The following is a 23,058-nucleotide window of genomic DNA, read 5'->3' as shown; positions in this document are numbered from 1 at the left end:
TGCCACGCCGACAAAAAACTTGAGACCTGCAGCCGACCTTGATATAATCTTTGCTTCGCGTGGCCCGGTAGCTCAGTTGGTAGAGCAGCGGATTGAAAATCCGCGTGTCGGTGGTTCGATTCCGCCCCAGGCCACCAAGTTTGACAAGGGTTCCGAGCAATCGGGACCCTTTTGCATTTCTGGCGGTGTGCCGGCCTGAACGTGCCAGCTCGCCCACGTATGCCGTAGATCCTGAAACCGTAACCCCGGCACGCCCGCACGAGCACAGGCCTTTTTCCTAGGCGTGATTGTATATGCGACTGACAGGCGCACCTTTGTACACGAACACGTAGTGCTTGTGCTGTCCTTGTTGCTCACTTAGCACAACCAAAGCATCGTCGTTCAGCGGCACGGAAATCACCTTGCCAGCTTTGTGACCTGCCCGGTGATTTTGGGCTGCTCCAGCTTCGGTCGCCCACCCCGTCGCTTCATCTGCGCAAACTGTTCGTCGGTGGGCACGAACGTATCCGCATCAGCGGCAATGCCGCGCGCGATTGCGGCTTCTTCCTGCGCAGTGTTACGAATCAATTTCAGTTGCTTGTTCATAGCGGCTAATCTCCCGGTTATTGGCTTTGCGTAGACTGATTACACGAAACGTGTCGCCGCGCTGCGTGAACACCACAGAGTTTTCCAATCCAACGGCATAGGGCCGGTCCTCAAAATGGCGTATGCTTCCGCTTTGGCAAGCTTGCCATCATCGTTTCAACCTGGACTATGAACCAGCCAGTTCTCGATTCGAAGATCGGCCACCCGCGCAAACTCATTGGTATTATCCGTCACGAGTACCGCATCGATCGATAATGCGTGGGCCGCAATGAGCATATCATTCGCGCCAATCAATTGGCCCTGCCGCTCAAGCGTCGTGCGCAGGCGCCCGTAGAATTTGTCCGCGTCACCATTCAACGCCATCACCGAAAGGCTCGCTAACACGCGATCGACGCGATTCTTCAACTCGGCAGAGCCTCGCTTTTCAACCCCAAAGCGTAGTTCCGCTGCCACGATGATCGAGGTGCAGAGACTGTCGGGCGCCATCCCTTTAATCCGGGTAGCACAGGCGCCCCGTGTGTTCCGAATCGCGTCGGAAATGATATTAGTGTCAAGCAAATACAAAGGCATTACATATTCACCGGCTCGGCTTGAAGATTGTCGATGTCAGGAAATCGCTCGTCCAGCGGCGCCCACTGCGCCAGCAACTCGCTGAACGGCTTAACAGTCACTGGCTCGATGATCAGCCGATCACCCTCGCGATGAACAATTGCCTCGTTACCCGGCAGCTCCAGCTCACGCGGAATACGAACAGCTTGATTCCGACCATTGCGGAATAATCGAACATGTCTATTGACGACGGCCATGATGTACCTATAGATTGATGGCATATGTATAAGCATATGCCGTTATCCGCCGCCTAGCAACCTGGGAGGCTGAGGCCTCATGCAGTTGTACTTGGGGAGCGTGCCAAACCGAGAGGCTAATGTGTGATCCCTCTAGAACGCATAGCACGCCATGCGCTCGGTTACCGATATATATGGACTAGCCGCGGCTCGCGAATCAGCGTTCGCTCGGCGTTGGACAAGCCGAGTAGCGCCCGCGCCGGGTATCGGTAGTACGGTCCGCGCGGCGCGACCCGCTCACGCTCGCCGAACGAGTGTACGCGGGCAATGCGCGCTGCCCGTCCTATAAAGCCAATGGCCGATCCTGTTCGCTCACCTCGATGCGCATCAGTCGCGCGGTGCGCAGCTTCACAAACATCGTGCGTTTATTTTCTCCCTCCGAGCCGAAGCTGGAGCTTGGGCGAAGCGGCAAGCAACAACTTGCACAAACTTTGACGTTCGCAACTGAAGGCACGCAGCTTGTTCGCCGCCATTTTGTGCCCCTTGTCGTAGCAAGGGACGGTAAAGGTCACAGTATGTCGTCAAGGTCACTTGATGCGTGTATCAATTGACGGCACAACGGTTCCAGTAATAGATAAACCGACTGCGCGTGTACTTGCCCAGTATCGGCCTTGTCAAGCAACTCGCACAATGCATCGACCTTCTAACTGGCATTGGCGATAACCTCGGATACCTCGCACGGCCGGGCACTTGAATACGGTCGTAGGGCCGCCCGCAGATTTCCCCTTACGGGTCTTGTATCGCTGCGCGCCACCCGGCCATAAGCAACAACTACGCTGCGCGGCGCACGTCAGCTATCAGGGCTCCTGTTACAATGCCGACGGCGAGCGGGGCTAGCCGGCAAAGGCAATGTGTGCCGAGAATGAACCGAGCTGTGCCAGGATTGTGCCGAGTTATGTAGTATCTCAGGTCGCTTTTCGCTTCTTGGGAGGCCGCGAGGCCTTGTCGGACAAGGGTGTGGTTCTTGCGGTACGTTTTGAAAATCCGCGTGTCGGTGGTTCGATTCCGCTCCAGGCCACCACAGATTGGTTGACAAAAAAACAAGAGCTGAAAGGTTTTTAGGTTTTTCGTTTGTCCAACGCATGATCCATGCAGTGTGCCGGTCGCGCCACAATACGTTCGGCGCTTTAAGCAACAGAAAAGCAGGACCCGGATGGCCATGCAACACAACATGTACGCGGCGTGCGCGCCGGATCTGAAGCCGTTTCGTATCGCGTTTTATATCGACCATTTTGGACATGGCGGTACCGAGACCGCACTGATCGGATGGCTGCACGCATTGGACCGCAGCATGTTTGCGATCGATTTGATCGTCGGATTTTCTACAGACGCATTTGAACAGCATTTTCGGGCCCGCTTGCCGGACGATGTGCGCGTACACTTTCTCGCCGATCGGCGATGGCAATACCATCTGGAGGTGCTGCGGCTGCATGGCCGGCTTAGTCGAGCGGGCCGGCTCGTGCAGCAACTATTGCTGCGTCCATGCTTGCGCTTAATGTTTGCACGCAAGATCGGCGCGCTTGCCGTCCACTATGATTTGATCTGCGACTTCGATTTGTCGTTGCGGCAGCATGCCGGAGCGGGAGGCAAGCCTTGGATTGGTGTTAGCCACTTTAGTCTGGCAGCGCGGCTTAGTGACCGGCCAGCGAAGGTCAGACGCCTTGCGCGCCAGTACGCACGTTACGCATGCTTGGCCACCCTCAACGCTGCCATGGCGGCCGAGGCGCGACAGATGTTCGGCGCACAGTTGCGGGACGTCGTCGAATTGCCGAACGTTGTGGATGCGGCGGTGATTCGTGCGCTCTCGCAGGCTCCTTCCGACGTGCCGGCCTGCTCGTACATCGTCTCGGTTGCGCGGCTCGATGGCAATCAAAAAGATTATGAAACGTTATTGGACGCGTACGCACGGATGCGCGAGCGCGGTCATGATGACGCGATGCTCGTGCTGGTCGGTGAGGGTCCTCACCGACCGGTATTGGAACAGCGAGTCAGCCGCCTTGGGCTGACCAATAGCGTCGTGTTTGCCGGCTTTCGTGCGAATCCGTTTCCGCTCATGCGACATGCGCGCGTGCTGGTCCTAAGTAGCCGCTTCGAAGGGTTTGGGATGGTGTTGCTCGAAGCAATGGCCCTTGGTACGCCGGTTGTGTCAAGCGATTGCCCGAACGGTCCTCGGGAAGTGCTTGCTGACGGCGAAGCGGGACTGCTGGTGCCGGTCGGTGACGCGGCCGCGATGGCAGAGGGGTTGCAGCGCGTACTGACGGATGATGCGTTACGCAGGGATTTGGTATCACGCGGGCATGCACGTGCACAAGAATACGGCCCCCAGGCGGCGAATCGCCGCTTTGTGGAACTGGCCTCGCGCTTGTGCAAGCGCGGTGCTGAATTGACCGACGTGTCTGCGCCCAGCGGATCCGCGTGGTAGAATCCACTGTTTTGCGCCGCCCTCCGGCAGCTCCGGTAAGCCGATGACCGGTACACACTCGCGCGCAATGGCCTGCGCGGCGCCGGCCTATACCGCCTGCATCTCATCGAAGGAGTACCACGGTGACTCGGACAGACGCCCAACGCGGCGCGCTCGTATTGTTTTCCGGTGGGCAGGACTCGGCCACTTGCGTGGCATGGGCGCTTTCGCGCTATGAGCGCGTCGAAACTCTCGGCTTCGACTATGGGCAGCGGCATCGCGTCGAACTGGAATGCCGCGATGGGTTTCGCGATGCGTTGATCCGCGCGTTTCCTCAATGGAAACAGACGCTCGGCGACGACCATCGCGTTGACTTGTCGGTGCTGGGTGCGATCAGCGACACGGCAATGACGCGCGAGATTCAGATCGAGACCCAGGCCAACGGGTTGCCAAACACATTCGTGCCAGGCCGCAACTTGATGTTTATGACGATCGCGGCAGCGGTTGCGTACCGGCGTGGGCTCGGTGTGCTGGTAGGCGGCATGTGCGAAACGGATTTTTCTGGATATCCAGATTGTCGTGATGACACGATGAAAGCGCTGCAAGTGGCGCTCAATCTGGGCATGGATCAGCGTTTCGTACTCGAAACCCCGCTAATGTGGCTGGACAAGGCCGACACATGGCGGCTTGCGGCATCGATCGGCGGTGAAGCGCTGGTCGAGCTGATCCGCGTTGAGACGCATACATGCTATGTCGGCGAGCGGGCTGAATTGCACGATTGGGGCTTCGGTTGCGGCGCGTGTCCGGCATGCAGATTGCGCGCACGCGGCTACCACGCGTTTCGGCATGGCAGACGCGTCGATCCCGCGTCGCTTTGACGTTTCAGGGACAGGCAGTGAGATGACGTACGCGGTCAAGGAAATTTTTTACACGTTGCAGGGAGAGGGCGCCAATGCCGGTCGGCCGGCGGTGTTTTGCCGCTTTGCGGGCTGCAACCTGTGGTCGGGCCGCGAACAGGACCGCGCGGATGCGGTGTGCCGCTTTTGCGACACCGATTTTGTCGGTACCGACGGCGAGAACGGCGGCAAATATCGCGATGCCGATGCGCTGGTGGCGAAGATCGCGTCGCTGTGGCCGCCCGGCGAGGCTGCGGCACAATACCGTTTTGTCGTTTGTACTGGCGGCGAGCCGATGTTGCAGCTCGATGCGGCGTTGATCGACGCGCTGCACCGCGAGCGATTCGTCATCGCGGTTGAGACCAACGGCACCTTGCCGGTGCTACCCGGCATCGATTGGGTCTGCGTGAGCCCGAAGGCCGGCTCGTCCATCGTAGTGACGCGCGGCAATGAACTGAAGGTCGTGATCCCGCAGGACAACCAGCCGTTATCGGAATACGCGCGGCTGGATTTCGAGCATTTTCTCGTGCAACCGATGGACGGTCCGTCGCGCGAACTGAACACGAAGCTGGCCGTGGATTGGTGCAAGCGGCATCCGCAATGGCGCCTGTCGATGCAGACGCATAAGTATTTGAACATTCCCTGAACCAGGCGCTGGACCACCGTGCTGACCATTACGCGCAAACTCGAATTCGACGCAGGCCACCGTATCCCGGATCACCGCAGCCAGTGCAGGAACCTGCACGGCCACCGGTATGTGCTGGAAATCACGCTACAGGGCGAGCTCGTCGACACGGAAGGCGCGCCGGATCGTGGCATGGTGATGGATTTTGCCGACGTAAAACGGCTGGCGATGGAGCGCTTGGTGAACGTGTGGGATCATGCGTTCATCGTCTATGAGCAGGACGTGACGGTCCGTTCGTTCCTCGATACGCTGCCTGGCCACAAGACGGTCGTGCTGGACCGAATCCCGACCGTCGAGAATCTGGCGGCCAAGGCGTTCGAGATCCTGGCCCACGTCTATGATGCGCATTACGGCATCAACCTGCGGCTGGCTAAGGTGCGCTTGTACGAGACGCCCAATTGCTGGGCCGATATCACCCGCGACTGAGCGGGCGTATGATCGTGCCCGCTGCACTGGAGTGGCACGATCAGCGAGCTGACCATTTGCTGAAACCCTGTCTTCGCGCGGCCGAACCGTTCAAGCGGTGCGGCGATGAACCCTATGCGGGCGCACCCCGGCCGAGGTACCTGCTGGCCTGTGCTCGCGGCGTGACAGAGCCATACGCAGGTGCAGCTTGCGCTCGCAAACCAGTTCCAGGACGGGCTCGGCACGGCGCGTGACAATGGGCAGGCGTCCTATTGATGCAAGAAGGCCGCCGAGCCCGGTGATATGACTGCGCAGTACGTTGCCGGTCGTCAGCTTTGCATTAGGCGCTTTTGTCGTGCCACGCTCATGATCATCCCGATCGCGATGCCCAGCGTGATCAGCGCGGTGCCGCCGTAGCTCATGAACGGTAGTGGTACGCCGACCACGGGCAGAATGCCGCTGACCATGCCGATATTGACGAATGCGTATATGAAGAAGGACAGCGACAGCGCCCCGGCCAGCAGCCGGCCGAATAGCGTGGCGCCGTTGGCCGCGATGTACAGACCACGTGCGACGAGCAGCAGGTACAGGAACAGCAGCACGAGCCCACCGGCCAGGCCGAACTCTTCGGAGAACACGGCGAAAATAAAGTCCGTATGTTTTTCTGGGATGAACTCCAGGTGTGCCTGCGTTCCCTTGAGCCAGCCTTTGCCGAAGGTCCCGCCGGAGCCGATCGCGATGACCGCTTGGATCGTGTGAAATCCCTTGCCAAGCGGGTCTGAACTTGGATCGAGCAGCGTGCAGACGCGGTGCTTCTGATAGTCGTGCAGTAGAACCCATTGCACGTCCGGCTGACAAATCCGGTCCTCGGCTGCGATCAACGAGCCGACACCAATCACCAGCGCCAGCAACAGCGGCACGATTAGCTTGAAGCTCAAGCCCGCGAAGTAGATTACGAACAGCCCCGTGGACAGCACCAGCAGTGCAGTGCCTAAGTCGGGCTGTTTGGCGATCAGCCCGACCGGTATTGCCAGGATGATCAGGCCGATCAGGTGGTCGTACCACCGTATCACGCCCTCGCGTCGCTGGTAGTACCACGCGAGCATTAGCGGCATGGCAATTTTCAGGATTTCAGACGGCTGGATCACGACGCCGACATTGATCCAGCGTTTGGCGCCTTTCTTAGTCAAGCCGAACAGCGCTACGGCGATCAGCAGTGCCACGCCGAACGAGTAGGCGGGCACGGCAAAACGCATCAGCGTCTGCGGCGGCACGTTCGCGATCGCCCACATCAGCATGAATGTGAGCAGGATATTGCGGATTTGGTCCTCGACGCGTCCGGGCACGTCCATGCTGGCGCTGACCAGCGTGAACAGGCCCACACATAGCAACAAGAAGACGATCAGCGCAAGTGGCTTGTCGAAGCCGGCGAACATCCGTTTTGCGCGTCCAATTAGCACGCGGGGCTCGATGGGCATGGCGACTCCTAGTGGGCCGGGGCGGCGCCGTGCGCGTGCCCGGATGGATGCAACGTGGTCGGCGCGCGTTGTGGGGCGCCGGTCGGCGTGTCGGCCGACGCACGCGGCCCCTGATCCGATGGGGGCTCGTACGGATCGGGTATCGGTTGTGGGGCGGGGGGCATGTCGCCGCCGATCATCGGCGTGCTGCCCAGGTCGGTCGCCGACGCCGCCATTGCGACGGCGGCGGCTTCGGCACCGGGCTTGACGCGGTCGATCAAATAATAGTCAAGCACTTTGCGGGCAATCGGGCCGGCCGTCCGGGCTCCCCAGCCGCCATTCTCGACGATCAATGCGAGCGCGATCTGCGGGCGCTCGACCGGCGCGAACGCGATGAACAGCGCGTGGTCACGCAGGTGCTCGGCCAGCGCATGCGCACGGTATTTCTGACCCTGCAGCGAAAATACCTGCGCCGTACCGGTCTTGCCGGCCGACGTATAGGGCGCGTTACCAAAGATCTTGTACGCGGTGCCTGCGGGGCTGCCCATCACGCCTTCCATCGCGTGCTTGACGACGTCGATGTCCGCCTGCGTGATGCCTTGGATGCGGCCGCTGGGCTTGGGCACTGTCAGCCGGAATTCGCGCGTGACCGGGTTCTCGACATCCTTGACCAAGTGAGGTTTCATGATCACGCCATTGTTCGCCAGCGTCGCGACAGCGTGCGCGAGTTGCAGGATCGTATACGAATTGTAGCCCTGGCCGATGCCCAGGCTGATCGTCTCGCCGTCGTACCAGCGCTGCTGCTCGGGCTTGCGATAGGCGCGCTTTTTCCAGTCGGTGGACGGCAGCACGCCGCGCGCCTCGCCCTCGACGTCGATGCCGGTCTGCTGGCCAAACCCCCACTGCTTCATAAAATTCGCAATCGTGTTGACGCCTAGGTCGTGCGCGAGCATGTAGTAATACGTGTCGTTGGATACGACGATCGAACGGTACATGTCGACCCAGCCCTGCCCCTGGGGCACGTCGTTGCGGAACGTGTGGCCGCCGAACGTGTACGAGCCCGGATCCTGGAAGCCCCAGTGCGGCGTACGCTTGTGCGCGGCGAGTGCGGCCAGTGCCATAAACGGCTTGTATGTCGAGCCAGGCGGATAGGTGCCGCGCAGCGGCCGGTTCAGCAGCGGCCGCTCGGGTGACGTGTTCAGCTCGTCCCAGGTTGGCTGATCAATGCCCTCGACGAACAGATTCGGGTCGAAGCTGGGCGACGACACAAACGCAAGCACGTCGCCCGTCGATGGCTCGATTGCGACCAGCGCGCCGCGCTTGCCTGCAAATGCCTGTTCCGCGCTTTGCTGCAGGCCGATATCGAGTGACAGCCGCAGATTGTTGCCGGGCTTGGCCTGGGTACGCGACAGCGTGCGCACCGGACGCCCGCCCGCGGTTACCTCGACTTCTTCGAAGCCCGTCACGCCGTGTAACTCGGTCTCGTAGCTCTGCTCGACGCCGATCTTGCCGATATAGTCGGTGCCGTTGTAGTTGTTCGCATCGAGCCGCGGATCGTAGTGCTCCGGATCATTGTCGTTTTTTTCGCTGGTCGCGTCGATGCGCTCCTGGTCGCGTTGCGAAATACGGCCGATGTAGCCGATCACGTGCGCTGCAGTCGTACCGAGCGGGTATTGCCGAAACAGCCGCGCGCGCACTTCCACGCCCGGAAACCGGTAGCGCTGCGCGGTGAAGCGGGCCACTTCGTCGTCGCTCAGCCGCGTGCGGATCGGTAAGCTCTCAAAGTTTTTCGCGTCCTCCTGCAGCTTCTTGAAGCGGCGGCGGTCGCGTGCATCGATATTGACCACGCCCGACAGCCGCTCGATAACCTCATCCAGCGTGCCGTCAAGCTTCGATGGCGTGATCTCTAGCGTGTAGGCCGAGTAGTTTTTTGCGAGCACCACGCCGTTGCGGTCGATGATGATGCCGCGATTCGGCACGATCGGCGCGACCGAGATGCGGTTCTCGTCAGCCTGCAGCGAATATTTGTTGTAGTTCCAGACCTGCAGGTACAGAAAGCGACAGCCGATCAGCGCGAAGCACGCGAACATGAACACGCTCGCGGCGGCCACGCGAAACTTGAAGCGCGCCAGCGCCTGCCGGGGATTGTTAAACTCTGTCATCTGCGCGCGGGCCCGGTCAAATCGGTCGCGTGTCGTCGGGGTCGGCCGCGCGTTTCTGCGGCAACAGCAGCAGCACGCTTGCAATCGGCCATAGCAGCGCGCCGACGAAGCCATCCAGCAAGTAGCCCCAGCCCGGGAATGCGCCGCCGGCAATCAGCCGAATCACGAACGGCACGACCTGCGCGACCACCAGCAGCGGCATCACGACGAAGACCTGCGCGCCCAGCGCTAGCCACAGCACGCGCCGGTGTACCATGATGGCTCCGTACGACAGCAGCGTGTAGGCGAGCGCGTGCTCGCCGAATAGGCCCGCATCGTGCACGTCGATCAACAGTCCAAGCAGGAACGCGATGCCCATGCCGACCTTGCGTGGCTGATGCACGTTCCAAAACAGCAGCACGATCGCGACGAAATCGGGTACGCCGATCCACTTGCCCCATGGCAGCAGATTCAAAAAAAACGCGGCGGCCAGGCTGAATGCAATGAAGTACGGATTGACCGGCAGCAGGATGTGATGGGGTCGGTTCATTGCCGTGCCCCGATTACCGTGGCCGACGCGGCTCGGCCGGGTGTGGCGGCCGGTTTTGCGGTGCTGTTGCCGGCGGCCGCCTTCGCGCCCTTTCTGGCCTTTGCCTTGCCGGCATCCTTGGCTGCGCCGGTGCCCGTGTCGGTGGGACGCGGCGGCGTACGCGCATCGTAGCGCAGTACCAACAGCTGGCGGGCGCCTCGCACCGGCGCGAGCGGCTCGCAGACCACCCGGGCGAACGTGGTGTCCGTTTGGCGGTCAACGTGAATGACCTTGGCCACCGGCAGTCCCGGCGGGTAGACGCCGTCCAGCCCGTTTGTCACCAGTTCGTCGCCGGTCTTCACATCGGCGCTGGTCGGCACGAACCTCAAATCCAGTAGGTCCCCCTTGGGGGTGCCGTAAACCACGCTGCGAATGCCGGTGCGTACCACCTGCACCGGCACCGCCTGGTCCTTGTCGGTTAGCAGCGTGACTTCAGACTGCAGCGGGAAGACGCGCGTGACTTGCCCGATGACGCCATTTTCGTTCACCACCGGTGCGCCGGCTTGCACATCCTGCCGACTGCCGCCGGCGATGATGACCTTCTGCGTGAACGGGTCGCGCGTGTCGTACTGAATCTCAGTGGGCGTGGTCTGTATCGTTGAATGTTGCTGCAACTGCAGCAGCCGGCGCAGATGTTCGTTCTCGGCCAGCAGTTGGACCGCTTGCGACGCACGTATCGACAATTGCAGGTTTTTGTCGCGCAGCGTCTGGTTCTCGCTGCGCAACGAATGGATCGTGATGAACAGGTCGGCGCCGCCGACGATTAGATCGCGCGGCACCAACGCCGCGCGTTGCAAAGGATAAAGCCCCGTGCCGATCACTTCGCGCACGACTTCGAGCGTCTGGAAACGCGCGTCGGTCATCAGCAGCACAAGCGCGAGACCGACAAACGTGAACAGACGCGCGAGCGCCGAAGGACCTTGCTTGAATAGGGGCGGCGGACTGTATTCCATGGTCGACGCCCGAAACCGCGCTTACTTCAGTCTGATCACTCGTACGAGAAGATGCTGCCGAGCTTGTCCATCCGCTCGAGCGCCATGCCGGATCCGCGTACCACGCACGTGAGCGGATCCTCGGCTACCAGCACCGGCAGCCCCGTTTCCTCCGCAAGCAGCCGGTCCAGGTCGCGCAGCAGGGCGCCGCCGCCAGTCAGCATCATGCCGCGCTCGGCGATATCGGCGCCTAGTTCCGGCGGCGTTTGCTCCAGTGCGATCTTGACCGACGAGACGATCTGGTTCAACGGGTCCGTCAGTGCTTCCAGGATCTCATTGCTCGAGATCGTGAAGCTGCGCGGGATCCCCTCGGACAGGTTGCGGCCCTTGACCTCCATTTCCTTCACTTCGGAGCCGGGGAACGCCGAGCCAATTTCCTTTTTGATCGCCTCGGCAGTCTGCTCGCCGATCAACATGCCGTAGTTGCGGCGGATGTAGTTGACGATCGCCTCATCGAATTTGTCGCCGCCAACCCGTACCGAGCCCTTATATACGATGCCGCCGAGCGAAATCACGCCCACTTCGGTCGTGCCGCCGCCGATGTCCACGACCATCGAGCCGGTCGCCTCCGACACGGGCAAGCCGGCGCCAATCGCTGCGGCCATCGGCTCCTCGATCAGGTAGACCTGTGATGCGCCGGCGCCGAGCGCGGCTTCGCGGATCGCCCGGCGCTCGACCTGTGTCGAGCCGCACGGCACGCAGATGATGATCCGCGGTGATGGCGAGAACATCCTTGACTCATGCGCGGTCTTGATGAACTGCTTGATCATCTGCTCGGTGACGCGGAAGTCGGCGATCACGCCATCCTTCATCGGGCGAATCGCCTCGATGTTGCCCGGCACCTTACCGAGCATCTGCTTGGCTTCCCTGCCCACGGCCTGGATCGTTTTTTTTCCGTTGGGCCCGCCTTCCTGGCGGATCGATACAACCGACGGCTCGTCGAGCACGATACCCTTGCCGCGCATGTAGATCAGTGTGTTGGCGGTGCCCAGATCGATCGCCAGATCGTTCGAGAAATAGCTGCGGAGAAAACCGAACATTAAAAATCCTGTCTCGCGGGTGCCGGTCGCGGGAAATGTGCGTATGCGCCGGCGGCGGGTCAAACAACAGCTTCGGCAGAGGTCCGGAAGGCGGCCGCCGCGCAGTCACGAAGCTGCGGGAACAAAAATTTTACCGGCGCAGGCGGTGCGCGCATCCGGGCAACGCGAATGCCGCAGCGACGGGAGTACGTGCGCGCGCAGGACATTGCTAAAAGATGACGGTAAGGCCGGCCGGGTTTAGGGCGAACGCGTAATGATACCTTATAATTTTGGCTCATTCGAAGAAAAGCAAGGGCGTCTTCGCCCGCTTTCCCCTCCATCCTTGGTGACCGCATGGCCTTGACCCTCACTGACGTAAACCGCATCGCACACTTGGCGCGCATCGAGCTTGGGCAACGCGAGGCTGAGCACACGCTCGAGCAACTGAACCAGTTTTTCGGCCTGGTCGAGCAGATGCAGGCCGTGGACACGACTGGCATCGCGCCACTCGCCCATCCGACCGAGCAGATCGAGGACGTCGCGCTGAGGCTGCGCGAGGACGCCGTGACCGAGCACGTACGGCGCGAGGACAACCAGTGCTGCGCGCCGGCGGTGCAAGACGGCCTCTATCTGGTCCCGCAAGTGATCGAATAACGCGACGCAGGAAAACCGCACGATGCATCAGAAAAGCCTTACTGAATTGCGCGCCGCGCTCGATACGAAACAGGTATCGGCGCTCGAGCTTGCGCAGCACTTCCTGCAACGTATCGAGGCCGCGCGCGAGCTGAACGCGTTCATCGACGTGAATCCGCAACTGACGCTGGACGCGGCGCGCGCGGCTGACCAACGGCTCGCGCGCGGCGAACGCGGGCCGCTGCTCGGCCTGCCGGTTGCGCACAAGGACGTGTTCGTGACCCGCGGCTGGAAGTCCAGCGCCGGCTCCCGGATGCTGGCCGACTACGTCAGTGCGTTCGACGCGACGGTTGTCGAGCGGCTGGCGGCGGCGGGCATGGTCACGCTGGGCAAGACCAACATGGACGAGTTCGCGATGGGCTCATCCAACGAGAATTCATTCTTTGGCCCGGTACGCAACCCGTGGGACCGTAACGCGGTGCCGGGCGGCTCCTCGGGCGGCTCGGCCGCGGCGGTGGCCGCTGGACTGGCGCCCGTGGCCACCGGCACCGACACCGGCGGCTCGATTCGCCAGCCGGCGTCGCTAACTGGGATCACCGGCATCAAGCCGACCTACGGCCGCGTCTCCCGCTACGGGATGATTGCGTTCGCGTCGTCGCTCGACCAGGGCGGGCCGATGGCGCGCTCGGCAGCCGATTGCGCGCTCGTGCTAGGCGCGATGAGCGGTTTTGACCCGCGCGATTCAACGAGCCTGCAACGCGACGCGGAAGACTACACGCGCTGGCTCGGCAAGCCGTGGCAGGATACCGGTGCACTCGCCGGCCGTCCGCTCGCCGGGCTGCGCATCGGGTTGCCGCGCGAGTACTTCGGCGCGGGGCTGTCGGGCGACGTGCAGGCGGCGATCGATGTGGCACTGCGGCAATACGAAGAACTTGGCGCGACGCGGGTGGACGTATCGCTGCCTAAGACGGCGCTGTCGATCCCGGTCTACTATGTGATTGCGCCAGCTGAGGCGTCGTCGAACCTGTCGCGCTTTGACGGCGTGCGCTATGGCCATCGCGCGAGCGAGTACCGCGACCTGCTCGACATGTACAAGAAGAGCCGCTCGGAAGGCTTGGGTGCGGAGGTCAAGCGCCGGATCCTGGTCGGCACGTACGTGTTATCGCACGGTTACTACGACGCGTACTACCTGCAAGCGCAGAAGATTCGCCGAATCATTGCGCAGGACTTTCAAAACGCGTTTGCGCAGTGCGACGTCATCATGGGGCCGGTATCGCCGAGCGTCGCATGGAACCTGGGCGAGAAGAGCGACGACCCGATACAGATGTATCTGGCGGACATCTACACGTTGTCTACGAGTCTGGCTGGCCTGCCGGGCATGAGCGTGCCGTGCGGCTTTGGCACGGGTGCGAACGCAACGCGGCCGGTCGGGCTGCAGATCATCGGCAACTATTTCAACGAAGCGCGGATGCTGCAAGTCGCCGATGCGTTCCAGCGCGTCACCGACTGGCACAAGCGAGCGCCGGCGGGAGTCTGACTATGCAGTGGGAAGTGGTGATAGGGCTGGAGACGCATGTGCAGTTGTCGACCCAGTCGAAGATTTTCTCTGGCGCAGCGACGCGCTTCGGCGCAGAACCGAACACGCAGGCGTGCGCGCTCGACTTGGCGCTGCCAGGCACGCTACCGGTGGTCAACCGCGGCGCCGTGGAGCGCGCGATACGCTTCGGGTTGGCGATCGGTGCGGCGATCGCGCCGCGCAGCGTATTTGCGCGCAAGAATTACTTTTATCCGGATTTGCCCAAGGGCTACCAGATCAGTCAGTACGAGTTGCCGGTCGTGCAAGGCGGCTCGATCACGATCCAGGTGGAGGCGAACGAAAAGGCCGGCCGCGACGCGTACGAGAAGACTATCCAGTTGACCCGCGCGCACCTGGAGGAGGACGCCGGCAAGTCGTTGCACGAGGATTTCGCCGGCATGACCGGCATCGACCTGAACCGTGCTGGCACACCGCTGCTAGAGATTGTGACCGAGCCGGACATGCGCAGCGCCGCCGAGGCGGTGGCTTATGCAAAGGCATTGCATTCGCTGGTTGTCTGGCTGGGTATTTGCGACGGGAACATGCAGGAAGGCTCGTTTCGCTGCGACGCAAACGTGTCGGTGCGCCGGCTCGGCGAGCAGGCATTGGGCACCCGCGCCGAGATCAAGAACCTGAACTCGTTCCGCTTTCTGGAGGAGGCGATCCAATACGAGGTGCGCCGCCAGATCGAGCTGATCGAGGACGGCGGCACCGTCGTGCAGGAAACTCGGTTGTACGACCCGGACCGCGGCGAGACGCGCTCGATGCGCAGCAAGGAAGACGCGCATGACTACCGTTACTTCCCCGACCCGGACCTGATGCCGCTTGTGATTGACAGTGAGTGGATTGCCGAGGTCGGCCGCGCACTGCCGGAATTGCCGGACGCGATGAAGCGCCGCTTTACCGAGCAGTACGGTTTGCCTGGCTATGACGCGGGCATGCTCACGACATCACAGGCGCTTGCCGCGTACTACGAGCAAGTGGTGTCCAAGGCGGGCGTGGCAAATGCGAAGATGGCAGCGAACTGGGTGATGGGCGAGCTTGCGTCGCAGTTGAACCGCGATGGGCTGGACATCGCGCAGTCGCCGGTATCGGCCGCGCAATTGGCGCTGGTTCTCGTGCGAATCGCCGACGGCACGATCTCGAACAAGATCGGCAAGGCGATTTTTGGAGCGATCTGGGACGAGAAGGCCACCGACGACACAGCGGCCGACCGCATCATCGACGCCAAGGGGCTCAGGCAGATCTCCGACAGCGGCGCGCTCGAGGCCATCCTGGACGAGGTGCTTGCCGCCAATCCGAAGTCCGTCGATGAATACCGCGCGGGTAAGGACAAGGCGTTCAACGCGCTGGTCGGCCAGGCGATGAAGGCCACGAAGGGGCGGGCAAATCCGCAGCAGGTCAACGAACTGCTGAAGAAAAAGCTGTCCTAATTATGCGCGGCAGGTGCGTGGTCATGCCGCGGGCATCACTGATATCCAGGTCCGCAAGCAGTGGGATGACTATCAGCGCGCCTACGAGGAACGGCTCGCCGTGACGTCGGTTGACCCTGCGCGCTGGTACAGCGTGCCAGCAGACTCGAAGACGCATCGCAACCTGATAGTCGCCGAGCTGTTACGGCGGCTGCTGTCGGGGTTGGAACTGCGCTATTTCCTGACCAAGAAGGCATCGCGCAACGTCATCGACGTCGAGTCATCCGTGCAGGCCGTCGCGCGCCGCCGGCTTCCGCGGTCATTCGTCAACAAGGAAACAACAAACCATGCTGCGAGTCATTACCGCCAACCTGAACGGTATACGTTCCGCCACGAAGAAAGGCTTCTTCGACTGGTTCGGCGAACAGAACGCCGACATCGTCTGCGTGCAAGAAATCAAGTGCTCGCAGGATGACATGACACCCGAATTCCTCGCGCCGCACGGCTTCACCGGCTATTTCCAGCATGCACAGAAGAAGGGTTACAGCGGCGCCGGGATCTATACGAGGCATGAACCAGACGAGTTCATCGCCGGCTTCGGCAGCAAGGCGTTCGACCACGAGGGACGCTATGTCGAGCTGCGCTACGGCGACCTGTCGTTGGTGTCGGTCTATGTGCCGTCGGGCTCGAGCGGCGAGGAGCGGCAGGCGGTCAAGTACCGCTTCATGGACGATTTCTATGCGCATCTGGATGCGCTTCGGCGCGAGCGCGAAGTGATTTTCTGCGGTGACATCAACATCGTGCACAAGGAAATCGACATCAAGAATTGGAAGAGCAACCAGAAGAACTCGGGGTGCCTGCCCGAAGAGCGCGCATGGTTAAGCAAGGTATTCGACGAGCTTGGCTATGTGGACGTCTTTCGCGCGCTGGATCCGCGGCCCGAGCAATACACATGGTGGAGCAATCGCGGCCAGGCTTATGCGAAAAACGTCGGATGGCGGATCGACTACCAGATCGCGACAGCGGGCATCGCCTCGACGGCTAGGCGCACGTCGATCTTCCGCGATATCAAGTTCAGCGACCATGCGCCGCTGACGATCGACTACGACTACACGCTGCGTCGCCACGCAGCGTGATACGGTACGCGTCGCGTCCGCTGCGGCGCCACATGGCTCAACGGTGGCGTCGGTAGCGCGGCAATGCGTCGGGGGTCGTGCCGAGTGCCTTTGCGTACAGAGGCAGCATGTCGGGCAATCGTTTGCGCAGGTCGGTGGCGCGCTGCGGCGTCATCGGATGGGTCGCAATGAAGCTCGTTTGGCTGGCACCCGGCAGGGCGGCGGCCCGTCTCCATACCGCCAGCGCGGCCCTTGGGTCGAAACCGGCGCGCGATGCGATCTCATTGCCGATCACGTCAGCCTCGGTTTCGTCGGCCGCATCGTAGCGTAAGTGTGCGAGCTGCGTGCTGACGCCCAACGGCGCGGACCCGAGATCGGCTGGCCCGAACAACTGCGGGATCGCGCCGGCGCCCAATTGCATGGCTTGTTGCCGACCCAAGCGCTCGCGCGCGTGTTCGCGCAACGCGTGAGCCACCATGTGGCCCATCAGCATCGCCAGTTCGTCGTCGTTCGGGCGCAGACGCGTGAGCAGCGCGCTGTCGATCAGCAGTTTGCCGCCGGGCAGGCAGCGGATCATCACGTGCTGCGAGCGCACCACATAGGCTTCCCAGTGCCACTGTTTCGCGCGCTCGTTCCATTTCAGCGCATACGGGATAAGTCTTTGCAGCATCGCGCGTACCCGTTTGACCTGCGGGTCGCCGTCGGGCAACAATTGTCCTCGCTGCTGGGCACTGTGCACCCATTGCTGGTATTCGCCGCTGGCCTGTTGCTCAAGCATCGACGGCGAAATCAGGTTGCGGAATGCCGCCGAGTTGCCGAAGCGCACCGCTTGAGCTGGATCATATGATCCGGCGTTGCCGGTGCTCGGCTGCGCGCCGGACAGTGGCGCGACGGCACCGCCGATCAGCAGCACCACGCCGGCCAGTGGTCTGGCGAGCGCCAAGACGCCCGCCCGGGGCGGCCGCGGGCACCGAGCGCGCCCAGAGCGCCAACCGACATACGGGCGCCGCATCAGCGCGCTCTCCATGGTGCGATCCGCGGTAGCAGCAGCAGGCCCGGGATCGCCAGCGCAGCGCACAGCAAAAAGAACTCAAACCAGCCGATCTGCGCGACGAGATAGCCGGCGCCAGCATTGGCGAACGTGCGAGGTACCGATGCGAGACTGGTGAACAACGCAAACTGCGTTGCGGTATAGCGCGGGTCAGTCGTGCTGGCGATATACGCGGTGAATGCGGCCGTACCCAGGCCTGTGGCGAACGCCTCAAGGCTGATGACCACGGCTAGCCCAGGCAGCGTATAGCCCATGCGGGCGAGCGCCGCGAAGCCGAGCACCGCGACCATCTGCGCGACGCCGAAAATCCATAAGCCGCGCGCCGTGCCGATGCGCATTAGCCACACGCCGCCGAGGATGCCGCCGGCAATACTTCCCCAGAAGCTGCTGGTCTTAGACACCAGTCCGATCTCAGTCTTCGTAAAGCCGATGTCCAGGTAGAACGACGTCGCCAGCGACGTCGCCATGCTGTCGCCGAGCTTATACAGAAAGACGAACGTCAGCACGATCAGTGCCTGCTTGGCACCGTCGCGCGCGATGAATTCGCGAAACGGCATCACCACGGCTTCCTCTAGCGTGCGTGGCAATGTGCCTTGCACCTGTGGCTCGCGTACCACGAACGCCGTCACCACGCCAGGCAGCATGAATACCGCGGTGACCGCAAAGACCGTTGACCACGCGAAGTGGTCCGCAAGGATCAGCGACAGCGAACCGGGCACGAGGGCGGCCAGCTTGTATGCGTTGACGTGGATCGCCGTGCCGAGGCCCTGCTCGGCGTCTTTCAGTAGCTCGCGTCGGTACGCGTCGAGCACGATGTCCAGGCTTGCGCTGGCGAATGCAAGGGCGGCTGCGAGCACGGCCACCGTACGGATCGAGTTGCTCGGCGACACAAAGCCCATGGTGGCGACCAGCGTCAGCACGCTGAGCTGAGTCAGCAACATCCAGCCGCGCCGGCGCCCAGGGCGCCAGCGGCCCAACCCGGGCACGAAGCGGTCCATTAACGGCGCCCACACGAATTTCCACGTATAGGGAAATTGCAGCAACGCGAACAGGCCGATGGTCTTGATATCGACGCCGCTGCTGCACAGCCACGCCTGCACCAGACTCATCAGCGTAAACAGCGGCAGGCCCGCCGTGAATCCAAGGAGCACGCAGATCAACATGCGTGTGTTGAAGTAGGCTCGCCAGCCCGATTGGGGGGCGTGTGCGGTCAGTGTGCGGGTTTCCTGAGGCGGAGTGGACATGGATCTGCGGTGACCGAACGGGGCGGTCAACTTTTCTTGACGCGATAGACTGCAAGACTACCACGCCAGTTCGTCCCCCATCGGATCGCGCGGCCGCCGTGCAGTATGGCCCGGTCCAGGATCCGGATGCCGACCTCCGGGGCGAGGGCTTCAAAGTCGTGGATCGTCAGCACGCGCACGTTCGGCGTGTTGTGCCACTGGTATGGCAGCGACTTGGAGACTGGCATGCGGCCGTTGAGCACCGCGAGCCGATGCCGCCAGTAGCCGAAATTCGGAAACGACACGATGCACTCCTTGCCGACCCGCACGGTCTCGCGCAGGATCGCCGCGATCTGGTGGAGGGTCTGCAGCGTCTGAGACAAGATCACGAAATCGAAGCTTTGGTCTTCAAACAGCCGCAGGCCGTCCTCCAGATTCTGCTGGATCACGTTCACGCCCTTTTGTGCGCAGCCGAGCACGCCCGCATCGTTAATTTCGATTCCGTAGCCCTGCACGCCCAATTCCTCGGCGAGGATGGCCAGCAGCGAGCCATCCGCGCAGCCGGCATCGAGTACGCTCGCGCGCGGCTCGACCCAGCGCGCGATCATGCGGAAATCGGCGCGGGTGGACAGGGTATCGAAGGCTTGCTGATTCATGCGCCGATCTCCGTGGCGATGCGTTCGTAATAGGCGCGCACCAGGTTGTGATAGCGCGTGTCGTCGAGTAGGAATGCGTCGTGGCCGTGCGGCGCGTCGATTTCGCCATAGGACACGTTGCGCTTGTGGTCGAGCAGCGCCTTGACGATCTCGCGCGAGCGCGCCGGCGCGAAACGCCAGTCTGTCGAAAAGCTGATCACGAGGTAGTTGGCCTGCGTCTGTGCGAGCGCCGCGGTCAGGTCGCCGTCGTACGCCTTGGCGGGATCGAAGTAGTCCAATGCGCGCGTGATGAGCAGATAGGTATTGGCATCGAAATAGTCGGCGAACTTATCGCCCTGGTACCGCAGGTACGACTCGACTTCGAATTCGACGTCGAAATTGAAGTTGTATGCATCCAGCGCCCCGTCCGCGCGACGCAGCGCACGGCCGAACTTCGCGGCCATGTCGTCGTCGGACAGATACGTGATGTGTCCGATCATGCGCGCGACTCTGAGGCCGCGGCGCGGCTTGACGCCGTGCGCATAATAGTCACCGCCATGGAAATCCGGATCCGATAGGATCGCCGAGCGAGCGACCTCGTTGAACGCGATGTTTTGTGCCGAGAGCCTGGGCGTCGAGGCGATGACCACGCAATGCGCGACGCGCTGCGGATACATGATGCTCCAGGCGAGTGCCTGCATGCCGCCGAGCGAGCCGCCCATCACCGCGGCGAAACGCTCGATGCCCAAATGATCGGCGACGCGCGCCTGCGCATTGACCCAGTCCTCTACGGTGATCACCGGAAAGCGCGCGCCATAGGGCAGGCCGGTGGCCGGATCGATGCTCATCGGACCGGTGGAGCCGAAGCACGAGCCGAGATTGTTCACGCCGATCACGAAGAAGCGGTCTGTGTCGAGTGGCTTGCCCGGGCCCACCATGTTGTCCCACCAGCCGAGGTTTTTGGGCTCGTGTTCATACACACCGGCCACATGGTGTGACGCGTTTAGCGCGTGACAGACGAGCACCGCGTTGGAGCGCGCGGCGTTGAGCGTGCCATAGGTTTCAATCGCCAGATCGTAGCCGGCGAGTGACAGGCCGCTTTGCAGGGGCAGCGGTGTGGCGAAGTGGAGCGTTTGTGGAACGACGATGCCGATCGAACTCATACCCTTGCCTGTGTGGTTGTCCGCTTGCGCGGGCGTGCGGGCAGTAAGTCGGCGAAGGGTCAAAGGCGCTGCGTGTATGGGCGCACGCATGAACCGCTGACAACCGCTTTAGCCGGATTTGTACTGAACCGCATGGGTTCGCGCGCCCGCAATCGAGTCAGCAAATCGGCGCGCAGAGGAAAGCTAGTGACTGACAAGTATAAACGAAATCGTTTTACTGACGTAGGTATGGCCGCTATTGCAGCCACAGCCGCAACTATTCATCGGCATGCTCGAGCGTCGTGCAGGGGCGTTTGAGCGGCTGCCACATGGTGCCCTCCGCGGTGCGCTTAGCGGCGCGTGAGTCGTAACGATTTTATCGAGCGTACGCGGCAGTCGATATAGTGCGCACGTCCAGTGCCCGCCAGCGCCGGCGTGCCGCCCGAAGCCCTGGGCACGGGTGGTAAGTGCCCAACCATCCATACGGTGCGTATTCCCAGGCGCTTGTAGCGTTTCAAGTGCGAGCGGGTGTCCTCGACCAGCGTTGCGTCGTGCGGGCGCACCCGCGCGTGGCGTAACGTGCGTCGCAGCATGCCGGCATCGGGTTTGGCGTGCCAGCGGCCGCGGTACCGCATCTGCTCGATGGCGATTACCTGCTCGAACAGCTCGGTGATGCCCAGGGCGTCGAGCACGGCCTGTGCGTAGCGGCGTGGGCCGTTGGTTAGCAGGATCCGGCGCCCGGGCAGCGCACGCAACAGCCGGGCGAGTCCGCGCTCGGCGCGCAGCATCGAATGCAGGTCGTGGAATCGGTGGACCTGCGCGAGAAAATCGTCGGGATCAAGTGGATGGTGCCGCGCGAGTCCCAGCAGTGCCGCACCGTAGCGCTGCGTGTAGTGCACACGCAGCCGGTCCGCTTCGTCCCGGCTGACCTGCAGCGCACGCTCGATGTAGTCAGTCATCGCCTGATTGATCTGCGGAAACACCGCATGCGACGCGTGGTGCAGCGTATTGTCCAGGTCGAACAGCCAGACTGGGCCGCGCGGATGGGCAATGCGCCGCCGGCGGGCGCGCGCGGCCATGATCAGTGTGACCGGATCATCGTGCCGAACGGCTGCTCGGTCAGGATTTCGAGCAGCACCGAGTGCTCGATGCGTCCGTCGATGATGTGCACGGAGCGCACGCCGCTCCTGGCGGCATCCAGGGCCGACGAGATTTTCGGCAGCATGCCACCGGAGATCGTGCCGTCGGCAAACAGCGCATCGATCTCGCGCGCCGACAGGTCCGTGAGCAGTGTGCCGCTCTTGTCCATCACGCCTGGGATGTTGGTCATCATCACCAGCTTTTCCGCGTTTAGCACGACCGCCAGCTTGCCCGCAACTAGGTCCGCGTTAATGTTGTACGCGAGCCCGTCCTCGCCGAAGCCGATCGGCGAGATGACGGGAATGAACGCATCGTCTTGCAGTGCCCGCACAACCGCGGGATTGATTGAGTCGACCTCGCCGACCTGGCCGATGTCGAGAAATTCACCTGGCTTTTCTCGGTCCGGCATCAGCAGCTTGCGTGCGTGGATCAGTCCGCCATCCTTGCCCGTCAAGCCGACTGCGTGGCCACCAAAATGGTTGATCAGCGTGACGATGTCCTGTTGCACCTCGCCGCCGAGCACCCACTCGACGACCTCCATCGTTTCCTCGTCTGTCACGCGCATGCCTTGTATGAACGTGCCCTGCTTGCCGATTTTCTTCAGCGCCTGGTCGATCTGCGGGCCGCCACCATGGACGATGACCGGATTGATGCCCACCAGCTTCAGCAGTACGACGTCGCGTGCAAAGCCTTGCTTCAGGCGCTCCTCCGTCATCGCGTTGCCACCGTACTTGATCACGACCGTCTTGCCGTGGTACTGGCGGATGTAAGGCAGCGCTTCCGCGAGGATTTCGGCCTTCAGCGCGGGTGAGATGGCTGGCAAATTGTTGGTGTCGGACATGGTGCGAGCAGACTGAGCAGGCAAACAACCGCGAATTGTACAGGACTGAAGTGTCGGCACGATGCCGCCCGGCAGGCTTTTTTAACTACACGGTATCGGGCCAAGTGGTGTGCAACTCGGTCATCGGCAGCATCGCGGCCGCAAGCCAATTACGGTGTCTGATAATTGCGGGACCAACAATAGTTCCGTGAGTTCAGCATCTCATCGCGGGTTGCCTGATCGAATCGGTTTCGCTCAAAGAAGGCCTTCATTTCAGTTTCTGCGCTCTCCCATTG

At 62.1% G+C, this 23,058-nt stretch carries 24 protein-coding genes, 2 tRNA genes and 1 pseudogene; 12 read left to right on the top strand and 15 right to left on the bottom strand.

Going from position 1 to position 23,058, the window contains the following annotated elements; translation table 11 throughout:
* The first annotated feature begins 61 nt into the window (after nt 1-61).
* Nucleotides 62-137: transfer RNA gene (locus KPG66_RS13110), tRNA-Phe, on the top strand.
* Between the two features lie 259 nt (nt 138-396).
* On the opposite strand, the gene KPG66_RS13105 is transcribed toward KPG66_RS13110, so the two are convergent.
* The 4 genes from KPG66_RS13105 to KPG66_RS13085 all read right to left on the bottom strand — a co-directional run bounded on the left by KPG66_RS13105 (nt 397) and on the right by KPG66_RS13085 (nt 1,699).
* Nucleotides 397-585, bottom strand: coding sequence for a hypothetical protein (locus tag KPG66_RS13105; protein WP_237071113.1), 189 nt, complete (start codon nt 583-585; stop codon nt 397-399).
* 156 nt (nt 586-741) lie between these two features.
* Nucleotides 742-1,155 carry a type II toxin-antitoxin system VapC family toxin gene (locus KPG66_RS13095; protein ID WP_237071112.1) on the bottom strand — a complete coding sequence of 138 codons (414 nt, stop codon included), beginning with the start codon at nt 1,153-1,155 and terminating at the stop codon, nt 742-744.
* Nucleotides 1,155-1,391: an antitoxin gene (locus KPG66_RS13090; RefSeq protein ID WP_237071111.1), complete on the bottom strand. Its 237-nt coding sequence runs from the start codon at nt 1,389-1,391 to the stop codon at nt 1,155-1,157. Before KPG66_RS13090 ends, KPG66_RS13095 begins: the two co-directional genes overlap by 1 nt.
* Before the next feature lie 161 nt (nt 1,392-1,552).
* Nucleotides 1,553-1,699, bottom strand: coding sequence for a phage virion morphogenesis protein (locus KPG66_RS13085; RefSeq protein ID WP_237071159.1), 147 nt, complete (start codon nt 1,697-1,699; stop codon nt 1,553-1,555).
* 669 nt (nt 1,700-2,368) lie between these two features.
* Between KPG66_RS13085 and KPG66_RS13080 the strand changes: the two genes are divergently transcribed.
* The 6 genes and pseudogenes from KPG66_RS13080 to KPG66_RS13055 form a co-directional block, all read left to right on the top strand.
* Nucleotides 2,369-2,451 (top strand) — tRNA-Ser (locus KPG66_RS13080).
* A gap of 132 nt (nt 2,452-2,583) precedes the next feature.
* Nucleotides 2,584-3,852 carry a glycosyltransferase gene (locus KPG66_RS13075; protein WP_237071110.1) on the top strand — a complete coding sequence of 423 codons (1,269 nt, stop codon included), beginning with the start codon at nt 2,584-2,586 and terminating at the stop codon, nt 3,850-3,852.
* A gap of 122 nt (nt 3,853-3,974) precedes the next feature.
* Nucleotides 3,975-4,709, top strand: coding sequence for a 7-cyano-7-deazaguanine synthase QueC (gene queC, locus KPG66_RS13070; RefSeq protein WP_013436594.1), 735 nt, complete (start codon nt 3,975-3,977; stop codon nt 4,707-4,709).
* A gap of 22 nt (nt 4,710-4,731) precedes the next feature.
* The gene (queE, locus tag KPG66_RS13065; RefSeq protein ID WP_041753925.1) at nt 4,732-5,373 is read left to right on the top strand and encodes a 7-carboxy-7-deazaguanine synthase; all 642 of its coding nucleotides are present in this window, start codon (nt 4,732-4,734) and stop codon (nt 5,371-5,373) included.
* Nucleotides 5,374-5,391: 18 nt separating this feature from the next.
* Nucleotides 5,392-5,838 (top strand): 6-carboxytetrahydropterin synthase QueD, encoded by a 447-nt coding sequence (queD, locus tag KPG66_RS13060; RefSeq protein ID WP_237071109.1) that lies wholly within the window; start codon nt 5,392-5,394, stop codon nt 5,836-5,838.
* A gap of 165 nt (nt 5,839-6,003) precedes the next feature.
* A pseudogene (locus KPG66_RS13055) lies at nt 6,004-6,090 on the top strand (tetratricopeptide repeat protein); the annotation flags it as partial.
* A gap of 56 nt (nt 6,091-6,146) precedes the next feature.
* Here the strand turns inward: KPG66_RS13055 and rodA are convergent.
* From rodA to KPG66_RS13030, 5 genes are read right to left on the bottom strand one after another with little or no spacing between them, the layout of a single operon-like run.
* A complete protein-coding gene (gene rodA / locus KPG66_RS13050; protein ID WP_013436591.1) occupies nt 6,147-7,295 on the bottom strand; it encodes a rod shape-determining protein RodA in 1,149 nt (382 codons plus the stop codon).
* 8 nt (nt 7,296-7,303) lie between these two features.
* On the bottom strand, nt 7,304-9,436 hold the full coding sequence (gene mrdA / locus KPG66_RS13045; RefSeq protein WP_157864447.1) for a penicillin-binding protein 2: 2,133 nt from the start codon (nt 9,434-9,436) through the stop codon (nt 7,304-7,306).
* A gap of 16 nt (nt 9,437-9,452) precedes the next feature.
* Nucleotides 9,453-9,965: a rod shape-determining protein MreD gene (gene mreD, locus KPG66_RS13040; protein WP_013436589.1), complete on the bottom strand. Its 513-nt coding sequence runs from the start codon at nt 9,963-9,965 to the stop codon at nt 9,453-9,455.
* The gene (gene mreC, locus KPG66_RS13035) at nt 9,962-10,957 is read right to left on the bottom strand and encodes a rod shape-determining protein MreC (protein WP_013436588.1); all 996 of its coding nucleotides are present in this window, start codon (nt 10,955-10,957) and stop codon (nt 9,962-9,964) included. The genes mreD and mreC overlap by 4 nt, the downstream gene beginning before the upstream one ends.
* A gap of 35 nt (nt 10,958-10,992) precedes the next feature.
* Nucleotides 10,993-12,036, bottom strand: coding sequence for a rod shape-determining protein (locus tag KPG66_RS13030; RefSeq protein WP_076785893.1), 1,044 nt, complete (start codon nt 12,034-12,036; stop codon nt 10,993-10,995).
* 333 nt (nt 12,037-12,369) lie between these two features.
* Here KPG66_RS13030 and gatC point away from each other — a divergent pair, with 333 nt between their 5' ends.
* Genes gatC through KPG66_RS13005 form a run of 5 tightly spaced genes read left to right on the top strand, consistent with a single transcriptional unit; the run spans nt 12,370 to nt 16,772 of the window.
* The gene (gatC, locus tag KPG66_RS13025) at nt 12,370-12,669 is read left to right on the top strand and encodes an Asp-tRNA(Asn)/Glu-tRNA(Gln) amidotransferase subunit GatC (RefSeq protein WP_013436585.1); all 300 of its coding nucleotides are present in this window, start codon (nt 12,370-12,372) and stop codon (nt 12,667-12,669) included.
* Between the two features lie 22 nt (nt 12,670-12,691).
* Nucleotides 12,692-14,185: an Asp-tRNA(Asn)/Glu-tRNA(Gln) amidotransferase subunit GatA gene (gatA, locus tag KPG66_RS13020; RefSeq protein ID WP_013436584.1), complete on the top strand. Its 1,494-nt coding sequence runs from the start codon at nt 12,692-12,694 to the stop codon at nt 14,183-14,185.
* 2 nt (nt 14,186-14,187) lie between these two features.
* Nucleotides 14,188-15,657 carry an Asp-tRNA(Asn)/Glu-tRNA(Gln) amidotransferase subunit GatB gene (gene gatB / locus KPG66_RS13015; RefSeq protein ID WP_442929441.1) on the top strand — a complete coding sequence of 490 codons (1,470 nt, stop codon included), beginning with the start codon at nt 14,188-14,190 and terminating at the stop codon, nt 15,655-15,657.
* Between the two features lie 13 nt (nt 15,658-15,670).
* Entirely contained in the window at nt 15,671-16,111 is a 441-nt protein-coding gene (locus KPG66_RS13010; RefSeq protein WP_232509300.1) for a hypothetical protein, read from the top strand.
* Nucleotides 15,996-16,772: an exodeoxyribonuclease III gene (locus tag KPG66_RS13005; protein WP_237071157.1), complete on the top strand. Its 777-nt coding sequence runs from the start codon at nt 15,996-15,998 to the stop codon at nt 16,770-16,772. The genes KPG66_RS13010 and KPG66_RS13005 overlap by 116 nt, the downstream gene beginning before the upstream one ends.
* A 37-nt stretch (nt 16,773-16,809) precedes the next feature.
* Here the strand turns inward: KPG66_RS13005 and KPG66_RS13000 are convergent, their stop codons facing one another.
* The 6 genes from KPG66_RS13000 to argB form a co-directional block, all read right to left on the bottom strand.
* Nucleotides 16,810-17,778: a M48 family metallopeptidase gene (locus KPG66_RS13000; RefSeq protein WP_237071108.1), complete on the bottom strand. Its 969-nt coding sequence runs from the start codon at nt 17,776-17,778 to the stop codon at nt 16,810-16,812.
* Nucleotides 17,763-19,046 (bottom strand): AmpG family muropeptide MFS transporter, encoded by a 1,284-nt coding sequence (locus KPG66_RS12995; protein ID WP_237071107.1) that lies wholly within the window; start codon nt 19,044-19,046, stop codon nt 17,763-17,765. Before KPG66_RS12995 ends, KPG66_RS13000 begins: the two co-directional genes overlap by 16 nt.
* A gap of 26 nt (nt 19,047-19,072) precedes the next feature.
* The gene (gene metW / locus KPG66_RS12990; protein WP_013436579.1) at nt 19,073-19,681 is read right to left on the bottom strand and encodes a methionine biosynthesis protein MetW; all 609 of its coding nucleotides are present in this window, start codon (nt 19,679-19,681) and stop codon (nt 19,073-19,075) included.
* Nucleotides 19,678-20,823: a homoserine O-succinyltransferase MetX gene (gene metX, locus KPG66_RS12985; protein WP_237071106.1), complete on the bottom strand. Its 1,146-nt coding sequence runs from the start codon at nt 20,821-20,823 to the stop codon at nt 19,678-19,680. Before metX ends, metW begins: the two co-directional genes overlap by 4 nt.
* A gap of 329 nt (nt 20,824-21,152) precedes the next feature.
* On the bottom strand, nt 21,153-21,881 hold the full coding sequence (locus tag KPG66_RS12980) for a pyrimidine 5'-nucleotidase (protein WP_013436575.1): 729 nt from the start codon (nt 21,879-21,881) through the stop codon (nt 21,153-21,155).
* 2 nt (nt 21,882-21,883) lie between these two features.
* The gene (argB, locus tag KPG66_RS12975; RefSeq protein WP_041753922.1) at nt 21,884-22,783 is read right to left on the bottom strand and encodes an acetylglutamate kinase; all 900 of its coding nucleotides are present in this window, start codon (nt 22,781-22,783) and stop codon (nt 21,884-21,886) included.
* Nucleotides 22,784-23,058 lie beyond the last annotated feature (275 nt).

The sequence above is a fragment of the Mycetohabitans sp. B2 genome, assembly GCF_021733735.1.
Lineage (GTDB): Bacteria > Pseudomonadota > Gammaproteobacteria > Burkholderiales > Burkholderiaceae > Mycetohabitans > Mycetohabitans rhizoxinica.
Note: the sequence above shows the minus strand (reverse complement) of the source record. Positions and strands in the feature narration are given on the sequence as shown.

Coding starts and splice junctions, on each gene's coding strand:
- gatB (WP_442929441.1), top strand. CDS start 14,188: ATGCAGTGGGAAGTGGTGATAGGGCTGGAGACGCATGTGCAGTTGTCG.
- KPG66_RS12995 (WP_237071107.1), bottom strand. CDS start 19,046: ATGTCCACTCCGCCTCAGGAAACCCGCACACTGACCGCACACGCCCCC.
- KPG66_RS13090 (WP_237071111.1), bottom strand. CDS start 1,391: ATGGCCGTCGTCAATAGACATGTTCGATTATTCCGCAATGGTCGGAAT.
- KPG66_RS13095 (WP_237071112.1), bottom strand. CDS start 1,155: ATGCCTTTGTATTTGCTTGACACTAATATCATTTCCGACGCGATTCGG.
- KPG66_RS13075 (WP_237071110.1), top strand. CDS start 2,584: ATGGCCATGCAACACAACATGTACGCGGCGTGCGCGCCGGATCTGAAG.
- mrdA (WP_157864447.1), bottom strand. CDS start 9,436: ATGACAGAGTTTAACAATCCCCGGCAGGCGCTGGCGCGCTTCAAGTTT.
- KPG66_RS13105 (WP_237071113.1), bottom strand. CDS start 585: ATGAACAAGCAACTGAAATTGATTCGTAACACTGCGCAGGAAGAAGCC.
- mreC (WP_013436588.1), bottom strand. CDS start 10,957: ATGGAATACAGTCCGCCGCCCCTATTCAAGCAAGGTCCTTCGGCGCTC.
- metX (WP_237071106.1), bottom strand. CDS start 20,823: ATGAGTTCGATCGGCATCGTCGTTCCACAAACGCTCCACTTCGCCACA.
- rodA (WP_013436591.1), bottom strand. CDS start 7,295: ATGCCCATCGAGCCCCGCGTGCTAATTGGACGCGCAAAACGGATGTTC.
- queE (WP_041753925.1), top strand. CDS start 4,732: ATGACGTACGCGGTCAAGGAAATTTTTTACACGTTGCAGGGAGAGGGC.
- gatA (WP_013436584.1), top strand. CDS start 12,692: ATGCATCAGAAAAGCCTTACTGAATTGCGCGCCGCGCTCGATACGAAA.
- KPG66_RS13000 (WP_237071108.1), bottom strand. CDS start 17,778: ATGGAGAGCGCGCTGATGCGGCGCCCGTATGTCGGTTGGCGCTCTGGG.
- mreD (WP_013436589.1), bottom strand. CDS start 9,965: ATGAACCGACCCCATCACATCCTGCTGCCGGTCAATCCGTACTTCATT.
- gatC (WP_013436585.1), top strand. CDS start 12,370: ATGGCCTTGACCCTCACTGACGTAAACCGCATCGCACACTTGGCGCGC.
- KPG66_RS12980 (WP_013436575.1), bottom strand. CDS start 21,881: ATGGCCGCGCGCGCCCGCCGGCGGCGCATTGCCCATCCGCGCGGCCCA.
- KPG66_RS13030 (WP_076785893.1), bottom strand. CDS start 12,036: ATGTTCGGTTTTCTCCGCAGCTATTTCTCGAACGATCTGGCGATCGAT.
- argB (WP_041753922.1), bottom strand. CDS start 22,783: ATGTCCGACACCAACAATTTGCCAGCCATCTCACCCGCGCTGAAGGCC.
- metW (WP_013436579.1), bottom strand. CDS start 19,681: ATGAATCAGCAAGCCTTCGATACCCTGTCCACCCGCGCCGATTTCCGC.